Origin of the sequence: Streptococcus bovimastitidis (assembly GCF_001885095.1) — a bacterium.
GTDB classification, from domain to species: Bacteria; Bacillota; Bacilli; order Lactobacillales; family Streptococcaceae; genus Streptococcus; species Streptococcus bovimastitidis.
Window position 1 is genome coordinate 28,844 of record NZ_LZDD01000005.1, and the last position, 14,821, is coordinate 43,664.

General features: G+C 38.8%; 15 protein-coding genes and 1 tRNA gene. 2 read left to right on the forward strand and 14 right to left on the reverse strand.

What is annotated here, in order from left to right:
• Positions 1–23 precede the first annotated feature (23 nt).
• From A9Q68_RS10440 to tig, 9 genes are all read right to left on the reverse strand, one after another.
• Complete coding sequence (locus tag A9Q68_RS10440) at positions 24–950, reverse strand: alpha/beta hydrolase (RefSeq protein ID WP_071794639.1); 927 nt, start codon at positions 948–950, stop codon at positions 24–26.
• 65 nt (positions 951–1,015) lie between these two features.
• Positions 1,016–1,723 carry an antiholin-like protein LrgB gene (gene lrgB, locus A9Q68_RS10445; RefSeq protein WP_071794640.1) on the reverse strand — a complete coding sequence of 236 codons (708 nt, stop codon included), beginning with the start codon at positions 1,721–1,723 and terminating at the stop codon, positions 1,016–1,018.
• A gap of 18 nt (positions 1,724–1,741) precedes the next feature.
• Positions 1,742–2,188, reverse strand: a complete 447-nt coding sequence (gene lrgA / locus A9Q68_RS10450; protein WP_071794641.1) for an antiholin-like murein hydrolase modulator LrgA — start codon at positions 2,186–2,188, stop codon at positions 1,742–1,744.
• 139 nt (positions 2,189–2,327) lie between these two features.
• On the reverse strand, positions 2,328–3,059 hold the full coding sequence (locus A9Q68_RS10455; RefSeq protein WP_071794642.1) for a LytR/AlgR family response regulator transcription factor: 732 nt from the start codon (positions 3,057–3,059) through the stop codon (positions 2,328–2,330).
• Positions 3,056–4,813, reverse strand: coding sequence for a sensor histidine kinase (locus A9Q68_RS10460; RefSeq protein WP_071794643.1), 1,758 nt, complete (start codon positions 4,811–4,813; stop codon positions 3,056–3,058). The genes A9Q68_RS10455 and A9Q68_RS10460 overlap by 4 nt, the downstream gene beginning before the upstream one ends.
• A gap of 75 nt (positions 4,814–4,888) precedes the next feature.
• Positions 4,889–6,493: a CTP synthase gene (locus A9Q68_RS10465; RefSeq protein WP_071794644.1), complete on the reverse strand. Its 1,605-nt coding sequence runs from the start codon at positions 6,491–6,493 to the stop codon at positions 4,889–4,891.
• Positions 6,494–6,765: 272 nt separating this feature from the next.
• On the reverse strand, positions 6,766–7,332 hold the full coding sequence (gene rpoE / locus A9Q68_RS10470) for a DNA-directed RNA polymerase subunit delta (protein WP_071794645.1): 567 nt from the start codon (positions 7,330–7,332) through the stop codon (positions 6,766–6,768).
• Between the two features lie 72 nt (positions 7,333–7,404).
• Complete coding sequence (locus A9Q68_RS10475) at positions 7,405–8,082, reverse strand: HAD family hydrolase (protein WP_071794646.1); 678 nt, start codon at positions 8,080–8,082, stop codon at positions 7,405–7,407.
• An 80-nt stretch (positions 8,083–8,162) separates the two neighbouring features.
• On the reverse strand, positions 8,163–9,446 hold the full coding sequence (gene tig, locus A9Q68_RS10480; RefSeq protein ID WP_071794647.1) for a trigger factor: 1,284 nt from the start codon (positions 9,444–9,446) through the stop codon (positions 8,163–8,165).
• Between the two features lie 177 nt (positions 9,447–9,623).
• Between tig and A9Q68_RS10485 the strand changes: the two genes are divergently transcribed.
• On the forward strand, positions 9,624–10,484 hold the full coding sequence (locus A9Q68_RS10485; protein ID WP_071794648.1) for a mechanosensitive ion channel family protein: 861 nt from the start codon (positions 9,624–9,626) through the stop codon (positions 10,482–10,484).
• Positions 10,485–10,532: 48 nt separating this feature from the next.
• Here A9Q68_RS10485 and A9Q68_RS10490 read toward each other — a convergent pair whose 3' ends face one another.
• Genes A9Q68_RS10490 through truA form a run of 4 tightly spaced genes read right to left on the reverse strand, consistent with a single transcriptional unit; the run spans position 10,533 to position 13,078 of the window.
• Positions 10,533–11,096 (reverse strand): TIGR01440 family protein, encoded by a 564-nt coding sequence (locus A9Q68_RS10490; RefSeq protein ID WP_071794654.1) that lies wholly within the window; start codon positions 11,094–11,096, stop codon positions 10,533–10,535.
• A gap of 18 nt (positions 11,097–11,114) precedes the next feature.
• Positions 11,115–11,585, reverse strand: coding sequence for an ECF transporter S component (locus A9Q68_RS10495; protein ID WP_071794649.1), 471 nt, complete (start codon positions 11,583–11,585; stop codon positions 11,115–11,117).
• Positions 11,575–12,339 (reverse strand): bifunctional hydroxymethylpyrimidine kinase/phosphomethylpyrimidine kinase, encoded by a 765-nt coding sequence (locus A9Q68_RS10500; RefSeq protein ID WP_071794650.1) that lies wholly within the window; start codon positions 12,337–12,339, stop codon positions 11,575–11,577. Before A9Q68_RS10500 ends, A9Q68_RS10495 begins: the two co-directional genes overlap by 11 nt.
• The gene (truA, locus tag A9Q68_RS10505) at positions 12,329–13,078 is read right to left on the reverse strand and encodes a tRNA pseudouridine(38-40) synthase TruA (protein WP_071794651.1); all 750 of its coding nucleotides are present in this window, start codon (positions 13,076–13,078) and stop codon (positions 12,329–12,331) included. The genes A9Q68_RS10500 and truA overlap by 11 nt, the downstream gene beginning before the upstream one ends.
• 159 nt (positions 13,079–13,237) lie before the next feature.
• Here truA and A9Q68_RS10510 point away from each other — a divergent pair, with 159 nt between their 5' ends.
• A complete protein-coding gene (locus A9Q68_RS10510; protein ID WP_071794652.1) occupies positions 13,238–14,590 on the forward strand; it encodes an aspartate kinase in 1,353 nt (450 codons plus the stop codon).
• Positions 14,591–14,746: 156 nt separating this feature from the next.
• Here the strand turns inward: A9Q68_RS10510 and A9Q68_RS10515 are convergent.
• Positions 14,747–14,820: transfer RNA gene (locus tag A9Q68_RS10515), tRNA-Arg, on the reverse strand.
• Between the last annotated feature and the right edge of the window lies 1 nt (position 14,821).

Consider the following 14,821-nt stretch of genomic DNA (forward strand, 5'->3'; position numbering starts at 1 on the left):
AACTATGAGAATTTCTGTCAATGCTAGTTTTGATATTTTTTCAAAAAGTTTGCAATTTCTTTTTCGTAGCCTTCTTTATCGACTTCATAGGCTTTGGCATGCTTAGCACCCTTAACAATCAGCTTTTCTTTAGATCCAGCTGTCGCTTTATAATTATCATAAACCATGTCTGTTGGCACAAAATCATCCTTATCCCCATGAATAAAGAGGACAGGTAACTTATTCTTCTTCAACTGATTAACAGAACTAGCTTCACCATAAGTAAACCCAGCCCGTATTTTAGAAATGGCTGAAACCTCATAGATAATTGGGAAGGCAGGTAAATTATACATATCCTTAGCCTGGTATTTCAATTCTTCCCAAACACTGCTATAACCACAGTCCTCAATAATATTGACCACTTGTTTTGGTAATTGTTCCCCACTAGCCATCATTACAGTCGCTGCACCCATAGAAAGTCCAAAATAAGAAATCTGACTCTTAGGATCTTCCTTTACCAACTGTTTTGTCCAGGCAATCAGATTCAAACGGTCATTCCAACCATAACCAATAATATTTCCTTCACTCTGCCCATGAGCCTCATTATCAGGAATCAAAACATTATAACCTAAATCATGGAAGAGCATGGCGTAAGGTTTCATTCCCTCTTTACTGTTCAAGAAACCATGGACAACAATAGCCGTTTTATGAGTTGGCTTCTCTGCAGGCAAATACCAAGCAACCTGCTTTTTATCTCTATTGGTTAAGTGTCTGGTCTCAACTGTTAAAGCATCGAAGGCTTTTTCACTAGCATATAAAGGATTCTCCTTGGTCCTCTTTGCATTGCTAATAAAAGGCTTCTCTTCTCTAATTTGAGCGACATGGAAAAAGTAAAAACTTGCGCCAACACTGATAGTGGTTAAAAGTAAAAGTAAAAGCATAAAATACTTTGATATTCGAATTATTTTCATATCAAATATTTTACCTTATTTGCACAAAAAAAGAAAGGGGTCCGGCCTTCCTTTTTCAACTATTATTAAAGAAGTACACTACTAAAGATAGGAACCACTACGGTAACGATAACTCCTACGATAACAAGTGCGATAGAACCCATGGATTCTTCCACCTGTCCAAAATCTTTGGCTGCTGAAACTCCAAGAGCATGCCCCGCAGTTCCTAAAGCAAGACCACGCGCAATTGGATCATTAATCTTAAAGAGCTTAATGAGTGGCTTAGCCAATGCATAAATAATAACCCCATTTAAGATACAAGCTAGAGATGTCAATTCCGCTGAACCACCAATAGCAAGTGATGTTGGCATAGCAATCGCTGTTGTCGCAGCTTGAGGAAGCATTGAGGCAGTGACAACTTTGCCTAATTGAAGGATAGTTGAAATCACATAAATACCGTAAACAGCAACAACACTACCTAAAGTAATACCACCAAGAATTTGCATCCAGTATTTTTTCAAAACCTCTTTTTTACGATAAAGGGGAATAGCAAAGCAAATGGTAGCTGGCTCAAGGAAGAAAGCAATGATTTGCCCACCCTTATTGTATTGGTCGAAGGTAATGCCAGTGGCTTTTAAAGTTGCGATACCGAGAATCATGGCAACGAAAAGAGGTGCAAAGAGGAAGAATCCATTAGTCTTTTTGAACAAGATTTGCCCGATGAAGAAGGTACCGACTGATAATAAAACACCAAAAATTGGAGAAACTTTTAATAATTCAATGAATGCTTCCATCTTTGTAACGTCCTTTCATTATTTAGCAAATACTTTGTTGTTAGCCAATGGTTGTGCTTGTGGTTGGTGAGCTTTGGCAAAATCACGACCTTTATCAAGAACAGCACCTGTGTTAAGTTGTAAGATTAATTGAGTCATCCAACCAGTTGCTACGAGTAAAATTAATGTTGATGCAAAAATTAAAACCATATCTAATAAAAAGTTTGCTTGAAGTAAACCAAGTGATTTAATAACTGACACACCAGCAGGTACGAAGAATAAACCAATGTTGTTAACTAAAGCATCGCCAACTGTTTCAACCTGTTCGAGTTTGATAACATTAAATGAAAGAGCTAAGAACATGAGCAACAAACCAATAACTGATGCTGGCATCACAAATGGTAGGAGACTTTCAATCACTTTTGAGATGAGGACGATAGAACCGATTAATACGCTTTGATAGATAACTGAGTAAGATTTTTTCATGATTTCGACTCCTTTTATTTTCCTTTTTTTCTTGTTTGACTGCCTTTATTATAGACAAAAAAGAGCCCTAAAGGCTCTTTTTGGAGTGAAACGCTTTCAAGCTGGTATGAAATACTTTTTCCCAGTCTTAAGTTGCAGTTTAAAGTCCTAATTGCTGTTTAAAGACCTTAATATAAGACCTAGACACTGGAACCTTGCCCTTATTGGACATAGTGACTTGATAGGTTTGGTTAAACCAGGGTTGAATTTCCTTGATTTCTTCTTGATTAATAATGTAAGCCCGATGAACCTTCAAAAAGCGGTCGGAAGTCAAGTTTTTCTCAATAGCCGACAAGCTAGTGTGGCTAGTATAAGCTCCCTTTTTCGTGTAAACCGTTGTCTCTTTACCTTGAACTTCACAATAAAGAATGTCTGTAAAAGGTAAAAGATAAATACGCTCATCTGTCTCAACCGTCAAGCGCTCAACAGCCTTCTCAACTGTCTTAGCCTGCCCTTGTCCCCGATTTTGGACCTCTAACGCAAGCTGGGCCTTCTCAACAGCCTTTTGAATCCGTGTTTGCTCGAAGGGCTTGAGGATATAATCCAATGCATTGACTTCAAAAGCCTCCACAGCATGATTATCATAAGCTGTCGCGAAAATAATCAGCGGCCCATTTGGTACCTTGGTCAAGCGTTTAGCCAAGTCCAAGCCACTCTCATCAGTCAAATGAATATCCAAGAAAAGGAGATCCGGTTGCTCCGCTAAAATCAATTCAAAGGCATCATCAATGGATTCACCTTCAAAAATCTCTTCTACCTGTTCAGTTTGCTGCAAGAGGTAGTTTAATTCCATGCGAGCCAAGGGCTCATCATCAATAATGGCAACTTTCATTCTGCCTCTCCTTCTATAATATGATAGGGAATCGTAACATCAAAACAAGCGCCTTGATCACTTGAAGAAATTTTGAATTGTGACGCATCCCCAAAAAGACTACGTAAACGACGATTAAGGTTTTCAATAGCAGAACCTGTTCCGCCTGAAGATGAAATGACTTCCTTACCTAATTTTGGTAATAAGTCAGCATCAATCCCCTTACCGTTATCCTTAACCTGAAGGTGTAATAATTTATCTTCTTGGCTAATACTAATTGTCACATGATTATCTTTTTTACGACCTGTAAAAGCATGCTTCAAGGCATTTTCAACCAATATCTGAATAATAAAAGGTGGAATAGCAGCCTGATAGAGTTCTTGAGGAATAAGCATATGAATGTCAAAACGATTTGGAAAACGGGCTTGCTCAATAGACAAGTAAGCATTTAAATGATTCATTTCTTCTTCAACAGAAATCAGATTATGGCGCGTACTATTGATATTAGCACGGAAGTAATTGCCTAACTGCAAAAGCAAATGACGGGCTTTTTCACTATCAATCCGCATCAAAGCTGAAATGGTATTAATGGCATTAAATAGAAAATGAGGGTTGACTTGTGCCTGCAAGGATTTAATTTCCGCATCTTTTAAGAGACCTTGTTCGATAGCCATTTGTCCCAACTCTAATTGAGACGAAAAGATATTACCTAAACCTTGAGCCAATTCTTCTTCAACATAAGATATTTTATCAGCATCTGTAAAGTAGAGTTTAAAAGTACCAGCGACCTTTCCTTTAACAAACAAAGGAACTACAATAGCCGCCTCCAAGGGACAATCAGCCACGTGACAACCAATCTCATGCTTATGTTTGGCCACATGAATCTTTCCAGTCTCAATAACTTCTTTAGACAAATCCGTGATAATTCGCTTAGCCGGAATATGATGGTCACTCGCAGCGCCAACATGGGCTAAAATTGAGGTCCGATTGGTTACAGAAACAGCTGAAACCCGCATAAATTTTTGGATTTCAATGGCTGCCTTTTGGGCAGATGCTGGCGTAAGACCTTGACGGAAATAAGGCAAAGTCGTATTGGTCAGTGCTAAAACATCATGGGTTTGAATGGCCTTCATACTTTCTTCTTGAGCCAGAGTACCAAGAATGATCGATAGAAATATCCCCGTGCCTAAGGCATTAACAAAGACCATAGGAATGGCAATGGTTTGAATTAATTCTACTGCTTGTGTCTTGTCCGGCGAGAAAATATAGATACAAAGCATCTGGATAATTTCCATCAATGCTCCACATAAACTCCCCTGCCAGACTGGTGGATAGCTTTTTTTGCGCAAGCTCATTTGTCCAAGTAAACCAGAGAAAAGACCAATCAATAGAGAAGAAATGAAATAAGTATGGGGAGCATTCCCACCCTGAAACCAGCGGACGCTACCTGAAATGAGGCCGACGAAGAAACCAACAAAAGGTCCGCCGATTAGGCCCGACATCCCAATGGTCAAGGTCCGTGTATTAGCGATGGAGGTATGTGAGGATAGACTGACAAGGCCACCATTGCCAATATCAAATGGCGCATTAACCAAGACACCCGTGAAGTTACTAATAATAGCAAATGCTGAAAAGGTCAGAATCAAGACCAAACGCGCTCGTCTAGAATCTCGCTCATACATCATGCGCTTATAAAAAGGGCTAATCATTAATAGATTAGCCAGCAATATAATCAGCCCCACCCGTTCGAGGAGGGGTAATAATAGTGTTATCATAGCTTAACCTCTGTATGCTATATTATAACACTGTTTTGAAAACTCTTTCAAGTTTCAAGTAAAAATCTAGAAAAATCATCTGCTGTTTTCAACAGCAGCAGTCACAAATGCTGTGTAAAGCTCTTCAGCATGATTTGGACGGCTATGCAATTCAGGGTGGTATTGAGCAGCCACAAAGAATTTTTTATCAGGAAGTTCAACAATTTCCATCAAGCGATTATCTGGTGAAACACCTGAGAAAACAAAGCCTGCTGCTTCAAATTTTGGACGGAATTTATTGTTAAATTCATAACGGTGACGGTGACGGCGTTGCACCACTTCTTGATTGTTGTAGGCTGCCGCTGCTTTTGAACCAACTTTTAACTTACATGGGTAAAGACCAAGACGAAGTGTTCCACCCATGTCTTCAATATCAATTTGATCACGCATAATATCAATGATTGGGTATGGTGTTTCAGGATCAAGTTCAGCTGAATTGGCCCCTTCCATATTAAGGACGTGTCTTGCATATTCCACGCAGGTTAATTGCATCCCTAAACAGATACCTAGCATTGGCACATCTTGTTCACGGGCATAACGAATGGCTTGAATTTTACCTTCCGTTCCCCGTTGACCAAAGCCTCCAGGAACAATAATCCCGTCAGCATCTCCTAGTAATTCAGCCGCATTGTCAGCTGTTAGGTCATTAGCATTAACCCAATCTAAATCAATCGCTGAATCATTTTCAAAACCTGAGTGTTTCAAGGCTTCGACAACTGAAAGATAAGCATCTGGTAATTCAACATACTTACCAACCAAGGCAATCTTGGTTGATTTTTTAAGGTTCATAACCTTATCAACCATGGCTGTCCATTCGGTCATGTCAGCTTGTGGGACATCTAATTTCAAGTGGTCACAAACAATTTGATCCATGCCTTGTGCTTGAAGGTTTAATGGAATCTGGTACAAGTGTTCCACATCCATCGATTCAATAACGGCTTCAGGTTGCACGTCACAGAATTGAGCCAACTTATTCTTAATCCCTTGTTCAACAGGTTCTTCCGTCCGAATAACCAACATATTAGGTTGGATACCTAGACCACGTAGTTCTTTAACAGAGTGTTGGGTTGGTTTTGTTTTCATTTCACCAGCTGCTTTTAAATAAGGTAAAAGTGTGGTGTGAATGTACATGACGTTGTCAGAACCAACATCTGCCTTCATTTGACGAAGAGCTTCTAAAAATGGCAAGCTTTCAATATCCCCAACCGTACCACCAACTTCGGTGATGATAACATCAGAATCTGTTGTTGTTGCAGCGCGTTTAATTTTTTCTTTTAAGGCATCTGTAATATGTGGAATAACTTGAACGGTTGCGCCTAAATATTCCCCTTTACGTTCCTTACGTAAAACTTCACTGTAGATTTTACCAGTTGTCACGTTTGAATACTTATTTAAGTTAATGTCAATAAAGCGTTCATAATGACCAAGGTCAAGATCAGTCTCTGCACCATCATCAGTGACATAAACTTCTCCATGTTGGTAAGGACTCATTGTCCCTGGATCAATATTAATATAGGGATCAAACTTTTGAATGGTTACTTTTAAGCCACGATTTTTCAATAGTCGTCCTAAACTTGCTGCTACAATCCCTTTACCAATAGATGATACAACACCACCTGTTACAAAAATGTATTTTGTCATTCAAACTCCTTATGTTCATAAATACATACTTTCATCTTGGATACTTCCCTTGACTGAAATGGGGTAATCATCCTTTGAGAATGGTCAGGCAGAAAAAGCATTAAGATGAAGAAAAAACAAAAATAGCCCCCTATTGCTAGGGAGCCTTAATCGACCTCTTAAAGAGGTGCCCGAATAATAATATAAACTATATTCAGAACTTTGTCAAATATTATTGAGCTGAAAATGTTGTCATCCTCATTTCTAAAGATGAAAGCTTTTGCAAAGAAAAATTATTCTTCTTCTTCCTCTTCTTCATCATCTTCTTCATTGATTTCAACTTCTTCAATTTCGTCTTCTGGAATGATTTCATTTAATTCTGAATCATAAGATTCCACTTCTGATTTTTCATCTTCTGGATCTTCTTCATCATATTCAATATCTTCAGTTTCCTCAGTGAAGTCTTCATCTTCTGGATCATCATCACTGTAGTCGATAGCATCTTCATCACCATCCATAAAGGCGTTAACACGTTTTTTCTTACGTTTTGGTGCACCATCTTCTTCATCTTCTAGGGTAATGATTTCTTCATCAATTTCATCAATAGCATACCAATAGCGTAAGCCCCATTTGTTGTCGCCAAGCGGAATAAATGAACCATCTGTATTTAAGTCTGTGTAGAAAAATGGTAAAGCGTGACGGATATCAGCGTCTGATTTTCCTAAAAATGTTTGAATATCATTAACTAAATCACTAAAGTACACTTCATTGTCGCGACCTCGTTCTTCTAAAATAGCACGCGCCACTTCAATCATTGAAAGTTCACTTTTTTCTTGTCCCGCAAATATGTCTAATTTCAAGGCAGTTCTCCTTATTTTATCATTCCTTACTATTTTACGCTAATTTTGCAGATTCGTCAAAGCTTTTATCAGTTAAACAGTGGCTTTTCCGCTAATCTCAACGATCTTTTCATAAATGGCTTGCATATTTTCCAAAATAAAATCAGCCTGACTTTGATCCACCAACATCCTATTTTCTTGATAAGCTAAAACAGGTATTCCTGCTGCTTTTCCTGCCCTAATTCCGGAAGATGAATCTTCAATGACTAAGGCTTGATCAGCTGCAATATCCAAAGTCTTTAAGACATGAAAGTAGATAGCTGGGTTGGGTTTGCTTTCGACAAAATCTTCCCCCGTAACAATCAAATGAAAATCCTGCAATATGCCACAAGCGTCGAGAACTTTGAGGATTTCCTTTTTGGGACTAGATGAGGCGACAACCAGTTTTATATCATGTTGCTTAGCAAAATCAATGATTTTCACAATGTCTTTACGGAAAAGCTTGCGAGCAGTTTCGGCATTGTATTTTTGCTCATCAATAAGTGCAAGCCCGGCTAAGATAGCTTCATCTGAAACAGGATTTTGACTCAAAATTCGAATACGATCCCATAAATCCCTACCAGAACGACCTACTAAGCCTGAAAAATCCTCAAGTGTCAAGTTTTCAGGTGACTTGGAAATTGACTTAATAAAATCGCTTTGGAGTTTAAAATCTAAATACTCAGTGTCAACAATGACCCCATCCATATCAAAAATGATTGCTTTTAACATCTCATTCTCCTTTATGTCAAGAAAGAGTCTGAAATATAATATTCCAGACTCTCTTGTCAATTTATCCTAGAAGGATTGTCTTATTTTACTTTAGTTGTTTCAGTGATAACTTCAACTGCTTTTTTCATAGCAATATCATGTTTCAACATATCAGCTGAAAGAAGTGAACGAACTTGCTCTACAGGCATGTTGTATTCTGTAGCAAGGTCATTGATTTCTTTTTCGATTTCTTCATCAGTAGCTTCAAAACCTTCTGCTTTAGCAATAGCTTCAATAACTAAGTTAGTTTTAACACGTTTGTCAGCTTCTGCTTCATATTGTTTGTGAAGGTCTTCTTGGCTTGTACCTGTTAATTGGTAGTACATTTCTGGTGAAATACCTTGACGTTGCATGTTACCCATGAATTCATTCATTGAACGGTGAACTTCGTCATGAACCATTTCTTCTGGTAATTCAACGATTTCAGCGTTGTCAACTGCTAATTCGATAGCTGTACCTTCAACGGCATCATCGTATGCAATTTCTTTAGCTGCTTCAAGTTCTTTACGGTATTTAGCTTTTAATTCATCTAGAGTTTCAACTTCTTCATCAATATCTTTAGCTAGTTCATCATCAAGTTCTGGAACTTCTTTAGCTTTAACTTCGTGAACAGTTGTTACGAATTTAGCATCTTTTCCTGCAAGGTCTTCAGCTTGATAGTTTTCAGGGAAAGTAACGTTAACGTCTTTAGTTTCGCCAGCTTTAGTACCAACTAATTGTTCTTCAAAACCTGGGATAAATTGACCTGAACCAAGTTCAAGTGAGAAGTTATCACCTTTACCACCGTCAAATTCAACACCGTCAACAGAGCCAACGAAGTCGATAACAACTGTATCGCCTAATTCAGCAGCATCTTCTTTAACAACAAGTTCTGCTAAGTTTTTACGTTCGCGTTCAATTTTTTCGTCTACTTCTTCATCTGTAACTTCTTTTGATACTTCAACTTCAACTGTTAAGTCTTTGTAGTCGCCAAGTTTAACTTCAGGCTTCGTTACAACTTCTGCAGCGATTTCCCAATCTTTACCTTTTTCCATTGAAACAACATCGATTTTTGGTTGTGCAACAACTTCAAGGTCAAGTTCAGCTAAAGCAGCTTCATAAGCTGAAGGTAATACAATATTTAAAGCATCTTCATAAAGAACTTCTTCACCAAATTTTTGGTTGAAGACTGGACGAGGCAGGTGACCTTTACGAAATCCTGGAACATTCAAATCTTTTTTAATTTTGTTGAAAGCTTGATCAAGAGCTGGTTTGATTTTATCTTGACCAATTGTAAATGTAATAACGCCACGGTTAGTAGCTTTGTTTTCAAATGATGTAGACATTAAGTCATTTCTCCTTAAAATAATTTAGATACAGTTCATTTTACCACAAAACAAAGCGATTTTAAAGTTTTTTGGCAGGAAAAAGATCGTCAATATTCAATAAAAAGACATTTTATGTCAAGCCATTTCCAAATAAGTCTATTTTTGATAAACTAGCTACATGAGAAAGGAATTATCATGACTTTTTTACTAAATTACATTAACCATCTTCGTTTGGAAGAAATCTTATTTAACTTACTTTCCAAATGCCTATCCTTAGTCTTATTACTTATCTTTTTTGCTTTGATAAAAAGAGTTGCCAATACTTTTTTGGAAAAAGCAATTTTTAAATCCCTAAGCCTTTCAAGACAAAGTCAAGCCCGCAAAAATACCTTAACCAAACTGATTCATAACTTGATCAATTACCTGCTCTATTTCCTCCTATTCTACTGGGTACTCAGTCTCCTGAATATCCCAGTTTCTAGCCTCTTAGCTGGAGCTGGAATTGCAGGAGTTGCTATCGGTCTTGGCGCACAGGGCTTTCTATCAGATGTCGTTAATGGCTTCTTTATCCTCTTTGAGAATCAATTTGAAGTCGGTGACACCGTGAATATAGCAACCATTGATGGTAATATTTCAAGTGTCGGCATTCGGACAACCCAAGTTCGAGGCTTTGATGGTACCCTTCATTTTATCCCTAATCGCAACATTACCGTCGTCAGTAATAAATCACGTGGTAACATGCGGGCCCTCATTGAAATCCCACTTTATTCCACAACTGACTTAGAGAAAGTCAACCAGATTATCGAGGAAGTTAATAAGAAGGAATTGCCAAACTACCCACAAATTGTTGATAAACCAACCATCCTAGGACCACAAATTACGCCAAATGGACAATTTTCTTACAAGGTGGCTATTTTTACGGAGAATGGCCAACAAGTCAGCATTTACCATACCTTCTATCAAAAGTACCAAGATGCCCTTTTGAAAGAAGGCATTGCCCTACCAACCAGCAATACCCTACCAACCAGCAATACCCTACAAAGCACACCAAAATAAAGCTCAAAAAGAGGCGGACAAACTTGTCCAGCCTCTTTTTGAGCCCATTTAATTTTTCCGGATAGAATCAGTGGTGTAGAGAGCCCGCGCCCCGCCAATCAATTTTGGCCGACTGGCAAGAGCCGTCACATGAGCACCTCCTAACTCCCGTTTAACAGGAATCAGCGGGACTTGAACACGCTTAACATGCATGCCAATAAAGGTATCGCCGATGTCAAGACCCGCATGAGCAATGACTTCTTCAACCTCCACAGGCTGCTTCATAAATTTAAAAGCAGCCAATTGGGCACTGCCACCAGCGTGCAGACTAGGCAAGACATTAACAATCTCATAGCCTTTAGCCTCCGCAACCTCTTCTTCAAGGACAAGAGCACGGTTGAGATGTTCACAGCCTTGAACAGCCAAGTGAACACCCCGAGCAGAAACTTCATCAAGAATAGTTTTGACAACAATCTCACCAATCTCAAGACTGGATTCTTTACCAATCAAACCACCCTTAACTTCACTTGAAGAAAGACCAAGAACAAAAACTTGTCCAGCTTTAATGTTACTTCGTTCTAAGACATCCTGAATAATTAAGCGCGTTTCATCTTCTAAAACTTTTAAATCAATCATCCTAAAACCTTCTTTCTAGTCTCTATTGATTACTTTATTAATGCTGAGATAGGTCAAGTAACCCACAATCATGCCCAAGAAGTTTTGACCCACGTTGCCCATTATACCCGCGACAGCCGCACCAAATCCGTACATAGGGATTGTCGCTAAGAAATAAATGCCGACCATAAAAAGGGAAGACAAGAGGAGGCCCAAATAGCGACTTTTGCCTGTTAAACCAGCAAAATAGCCTTGACTGCCATGGGCGATTAAACTAAAGAACATCCAGTTAGGATAGCCCGATAGTAAATCAATCAGGAACCCCGAAAGACCACCAACAATCATCCCTTCCTTCTTGCCCAAATAAAAGGCTGTGAAGTAGATGCCGGCGTCCAACAAAGTAAGGAAACCCGTTGGTGTGCCAATAGAGACGAACTTGCCTAAAATAGTGGTTAAAGCCGTCAAAATGGACAAAAGTGTCATTGATTGTAATTTCTTATTTGTCATAGTTTTGTTTTACCCCATAATCATCGGCATGTTCAATAGCGCTATAAACAAAGGCCTTGGCCTCTTTAACAGCCTCAAAAGCCGATCTCCCTTCAACCAGTGATGAAGCAATACTTGAAGCAAAAGTGCATCCCGCCCCAATATTATTGCGAGTTAAAATCGGCGAGGTCAAAAACTGAAAGTCCTGACCATCGTAGAAAAGATCAACTGCCTGGTCCTGACTCAGGCGATTACCACCCTTGATAACCACCGTCTTAGCCCCCAATTCATGCAAGATGACAGCTGCCGTTTTCATATCCGCCTTAGTCTTGATTTCGATTTGGGACAATAGCTCAGCTTCTACCAAATTAGGTGTAATGACAGTCGCATAAGGGAAAAACATAAGCAATTGATCCCTCAAGGCCGAGACCTCTAAATCATGTTTTTCCTTACAAACCAGGACTGGGTCCAGCAGAATCGGAATGTCAGAATGAGCTTTGACAAAGTCTAAAGCCGCTTCTGCAACTTCCAGATTTGGAAGTAGCCCAAGTTTAATGCCGGCAAAAGGAATATCTTTTATACTATCTAATTGCGCTTTAAAGACTTTTTGATCTGTCGCAAAAACTTCAAAGCCATTTTCAGTCACCGCCGTCAAGCAGGTGACTGCCAAAAAACCATGCAATTTGTGCTGTTGAAATGTGGCTAAGTCCGCATAAAGACCGCCACCACTATAAATATCATTGCCGGAGATGGCCAAAATATAATTAGTCTTCATAAATAATCTCCTTCAAATAGAGGCCATTACCAGCAGCGGTTGGTCCTGCCAGTTGGCGGTCTTTGGCTTCCAAGATAATTCTGATCTGCTCAACCGGCATTCTCTGGTTACCAATTTTTAATAGAGTGCCAACCATGTTACGGACCTGTTTATAGAGGAATCCATTCCCCGTAAAAGTGAAAACTAAGAATTGTCTGTCTTCATCATAAGACACTTTTGCTTTGTATAGGGTCCGAACTTTGTTTTCGATTGTTGTTCCAGCAGCTGTAAAGCCCGTGAAATCATGTGTCCCAATCAAATCTTTAATGGCTTCTTCAATGAGCGGAATCTCTAATGGGTAAGGATAGTGGGTCGCATAGTTACGCATCATAGGATTCTTTGGTCGACCGATATCCACTAAAAATTCATAGGTCTTCAGATGTTTATTATAGCGCGCATGAAAGGTCTCATCCACAGCCTCAATGCTAATTACATCAATATCATCAGGCGTTTGCGTATCTAGGGCAAAACGTAACTTCTCGATATCACGTTCTTGCTCCAAATCAAAATGAATAACCTGTCCATAGGCATGGACACCAGCATCGGTTCGCCCAGCTCCCTGAATGGTTATTATTTTCCCATTATTTAATCGACTTAAGGTTTTTTCAAATTCTTCTTGAACGGTACGTGCTTTTGTCTGTCTTTGAAAACCAGAAAACTGACTACCATCGTAAGAAATAATCGCTTTATATCTCATCATGTACCTATTCTATCACTTTTTGACCTGAAAAATCATCTTTCTGACTCAACTGTCCCCATACAGTTTGCTTTACACAGAATCGCCATAAATAGGCTACTGACAAAACCTAACAATTCTGATATAATTGTTGCTAATATTCATAACCAAAGGGGATTCCAAATGAAAGTTACCAAATTTGGCGGTAGTTCATTAGCCAGTGCTGAACAACTGAGTAAAGTTTTAGAAATCATTAAATCAGACAAGCAAAGAAAGTTTATCGTTGTCTCTGCACCAGGTAAGGAAAACCCAGTGGATACCAAAGTTACAGATAGCTTAATTGCATATCACGATGCCTATGTGACTGGAGCCGAATTAAGTGAGATTCAAAACTCGATTATTAATCGCTTTAAAAGGATTATTGAAGCCCTACAAATTAATCCCAAATTAATTGATATTATCACTAAAGATATCTTGAGTCTCTCTCAACTCCCACAAGAAGATAACCCTTACCTCTATGATACCTTCTTAGCTGCTGGGGAAAATAACAATGCAAAATTGGTAGCAGAATATTTCCGACAAAATGGCCTTAAAGCAAGATATATCAATCCAGGTCAAGCAGGACTGATCGTATCCAATGAACCACAAAATGCCCGAATTCTACCATCTAGCTATGATAAAATGGAAAAACTACGCGAATATGAGGGCATCTTGGTTATCCCAGGATTTTTCGGAATAACAGCCGATAATCATATTTGTACCTTCTCACGAGGAGGATCAGACATCACAGGTTCTCTCATCGCTGCCGCTACCAGCGCTGACCTCTATGAAAACTTCACTGATGTGGATGGCATGTTTGCAGCACACCCAGGAGTTGTCAAAAATCCACATTCTATTAAAGAATTAACCTATAAGGAGATGCGAGAATTAGCCTATGCAGGTTTTTCGGTTCTCCATGATGAAGCACTCATACCAGCCTATCGAGGCCAAGTTCCATTAGTTATTAAAAACACCAATAACCCAAGTCATCCGGGAACAAAAATCGTCCTTGAACGAAGTACAGATAAAAATCCCGTAGTTGGTATTTCTGGTGATGACAAATTTATCAGTATAAATATGTCAAAATACCTCATGAATAGGGAAGTTGGTTTTGGTCGTAAAGTCCTCCAAATCTTAGAAGATTTACACATTCGTTGGGAACATATGCCAACCGGTATCGATGATTTATCTATCGTTATCCGAGAACGTGAAATGACACCAATCAAAGAAAAAGAAATTCTAACCTATCTTACTCACAACTTAGAAGTCGATGAAGTCTCTGTAACCAAAAACCTTTCCATTATCATGATAGTTGGCGAAAACATGAAAAGCCATGTCGGTGTAACCGCCACAGCAACAAAAGCCCTATCAGAAAATAAAATCAATATCACTATGATTTCCCAAGGATCAAGCGAGGTCTCAGTCATGTTCGTTGTCAATTCCAAAGATGAGAAAAAGGCAATTAAAGCCCTATATCAAGCCTTTTTCAAAGAATAAAAATAAACTCCAGTTGATTAGTCAACTGGAGTATTCTTTTCCATTTAAAATATCATTTTAACTAAGCAAAGTAAGTACAATATAGATTTTTCCCATCCCATTCCTCTAGCAACCAAAAAAGAACATGACATCAATGTCATGTTCTTTGATATAAGATGCACCCTAGAGGAGTCGAACCTCTAACCGCCTGATTCGTAGTCAGGTACTCTATCCAGTTGAGCTAAGGGTGCT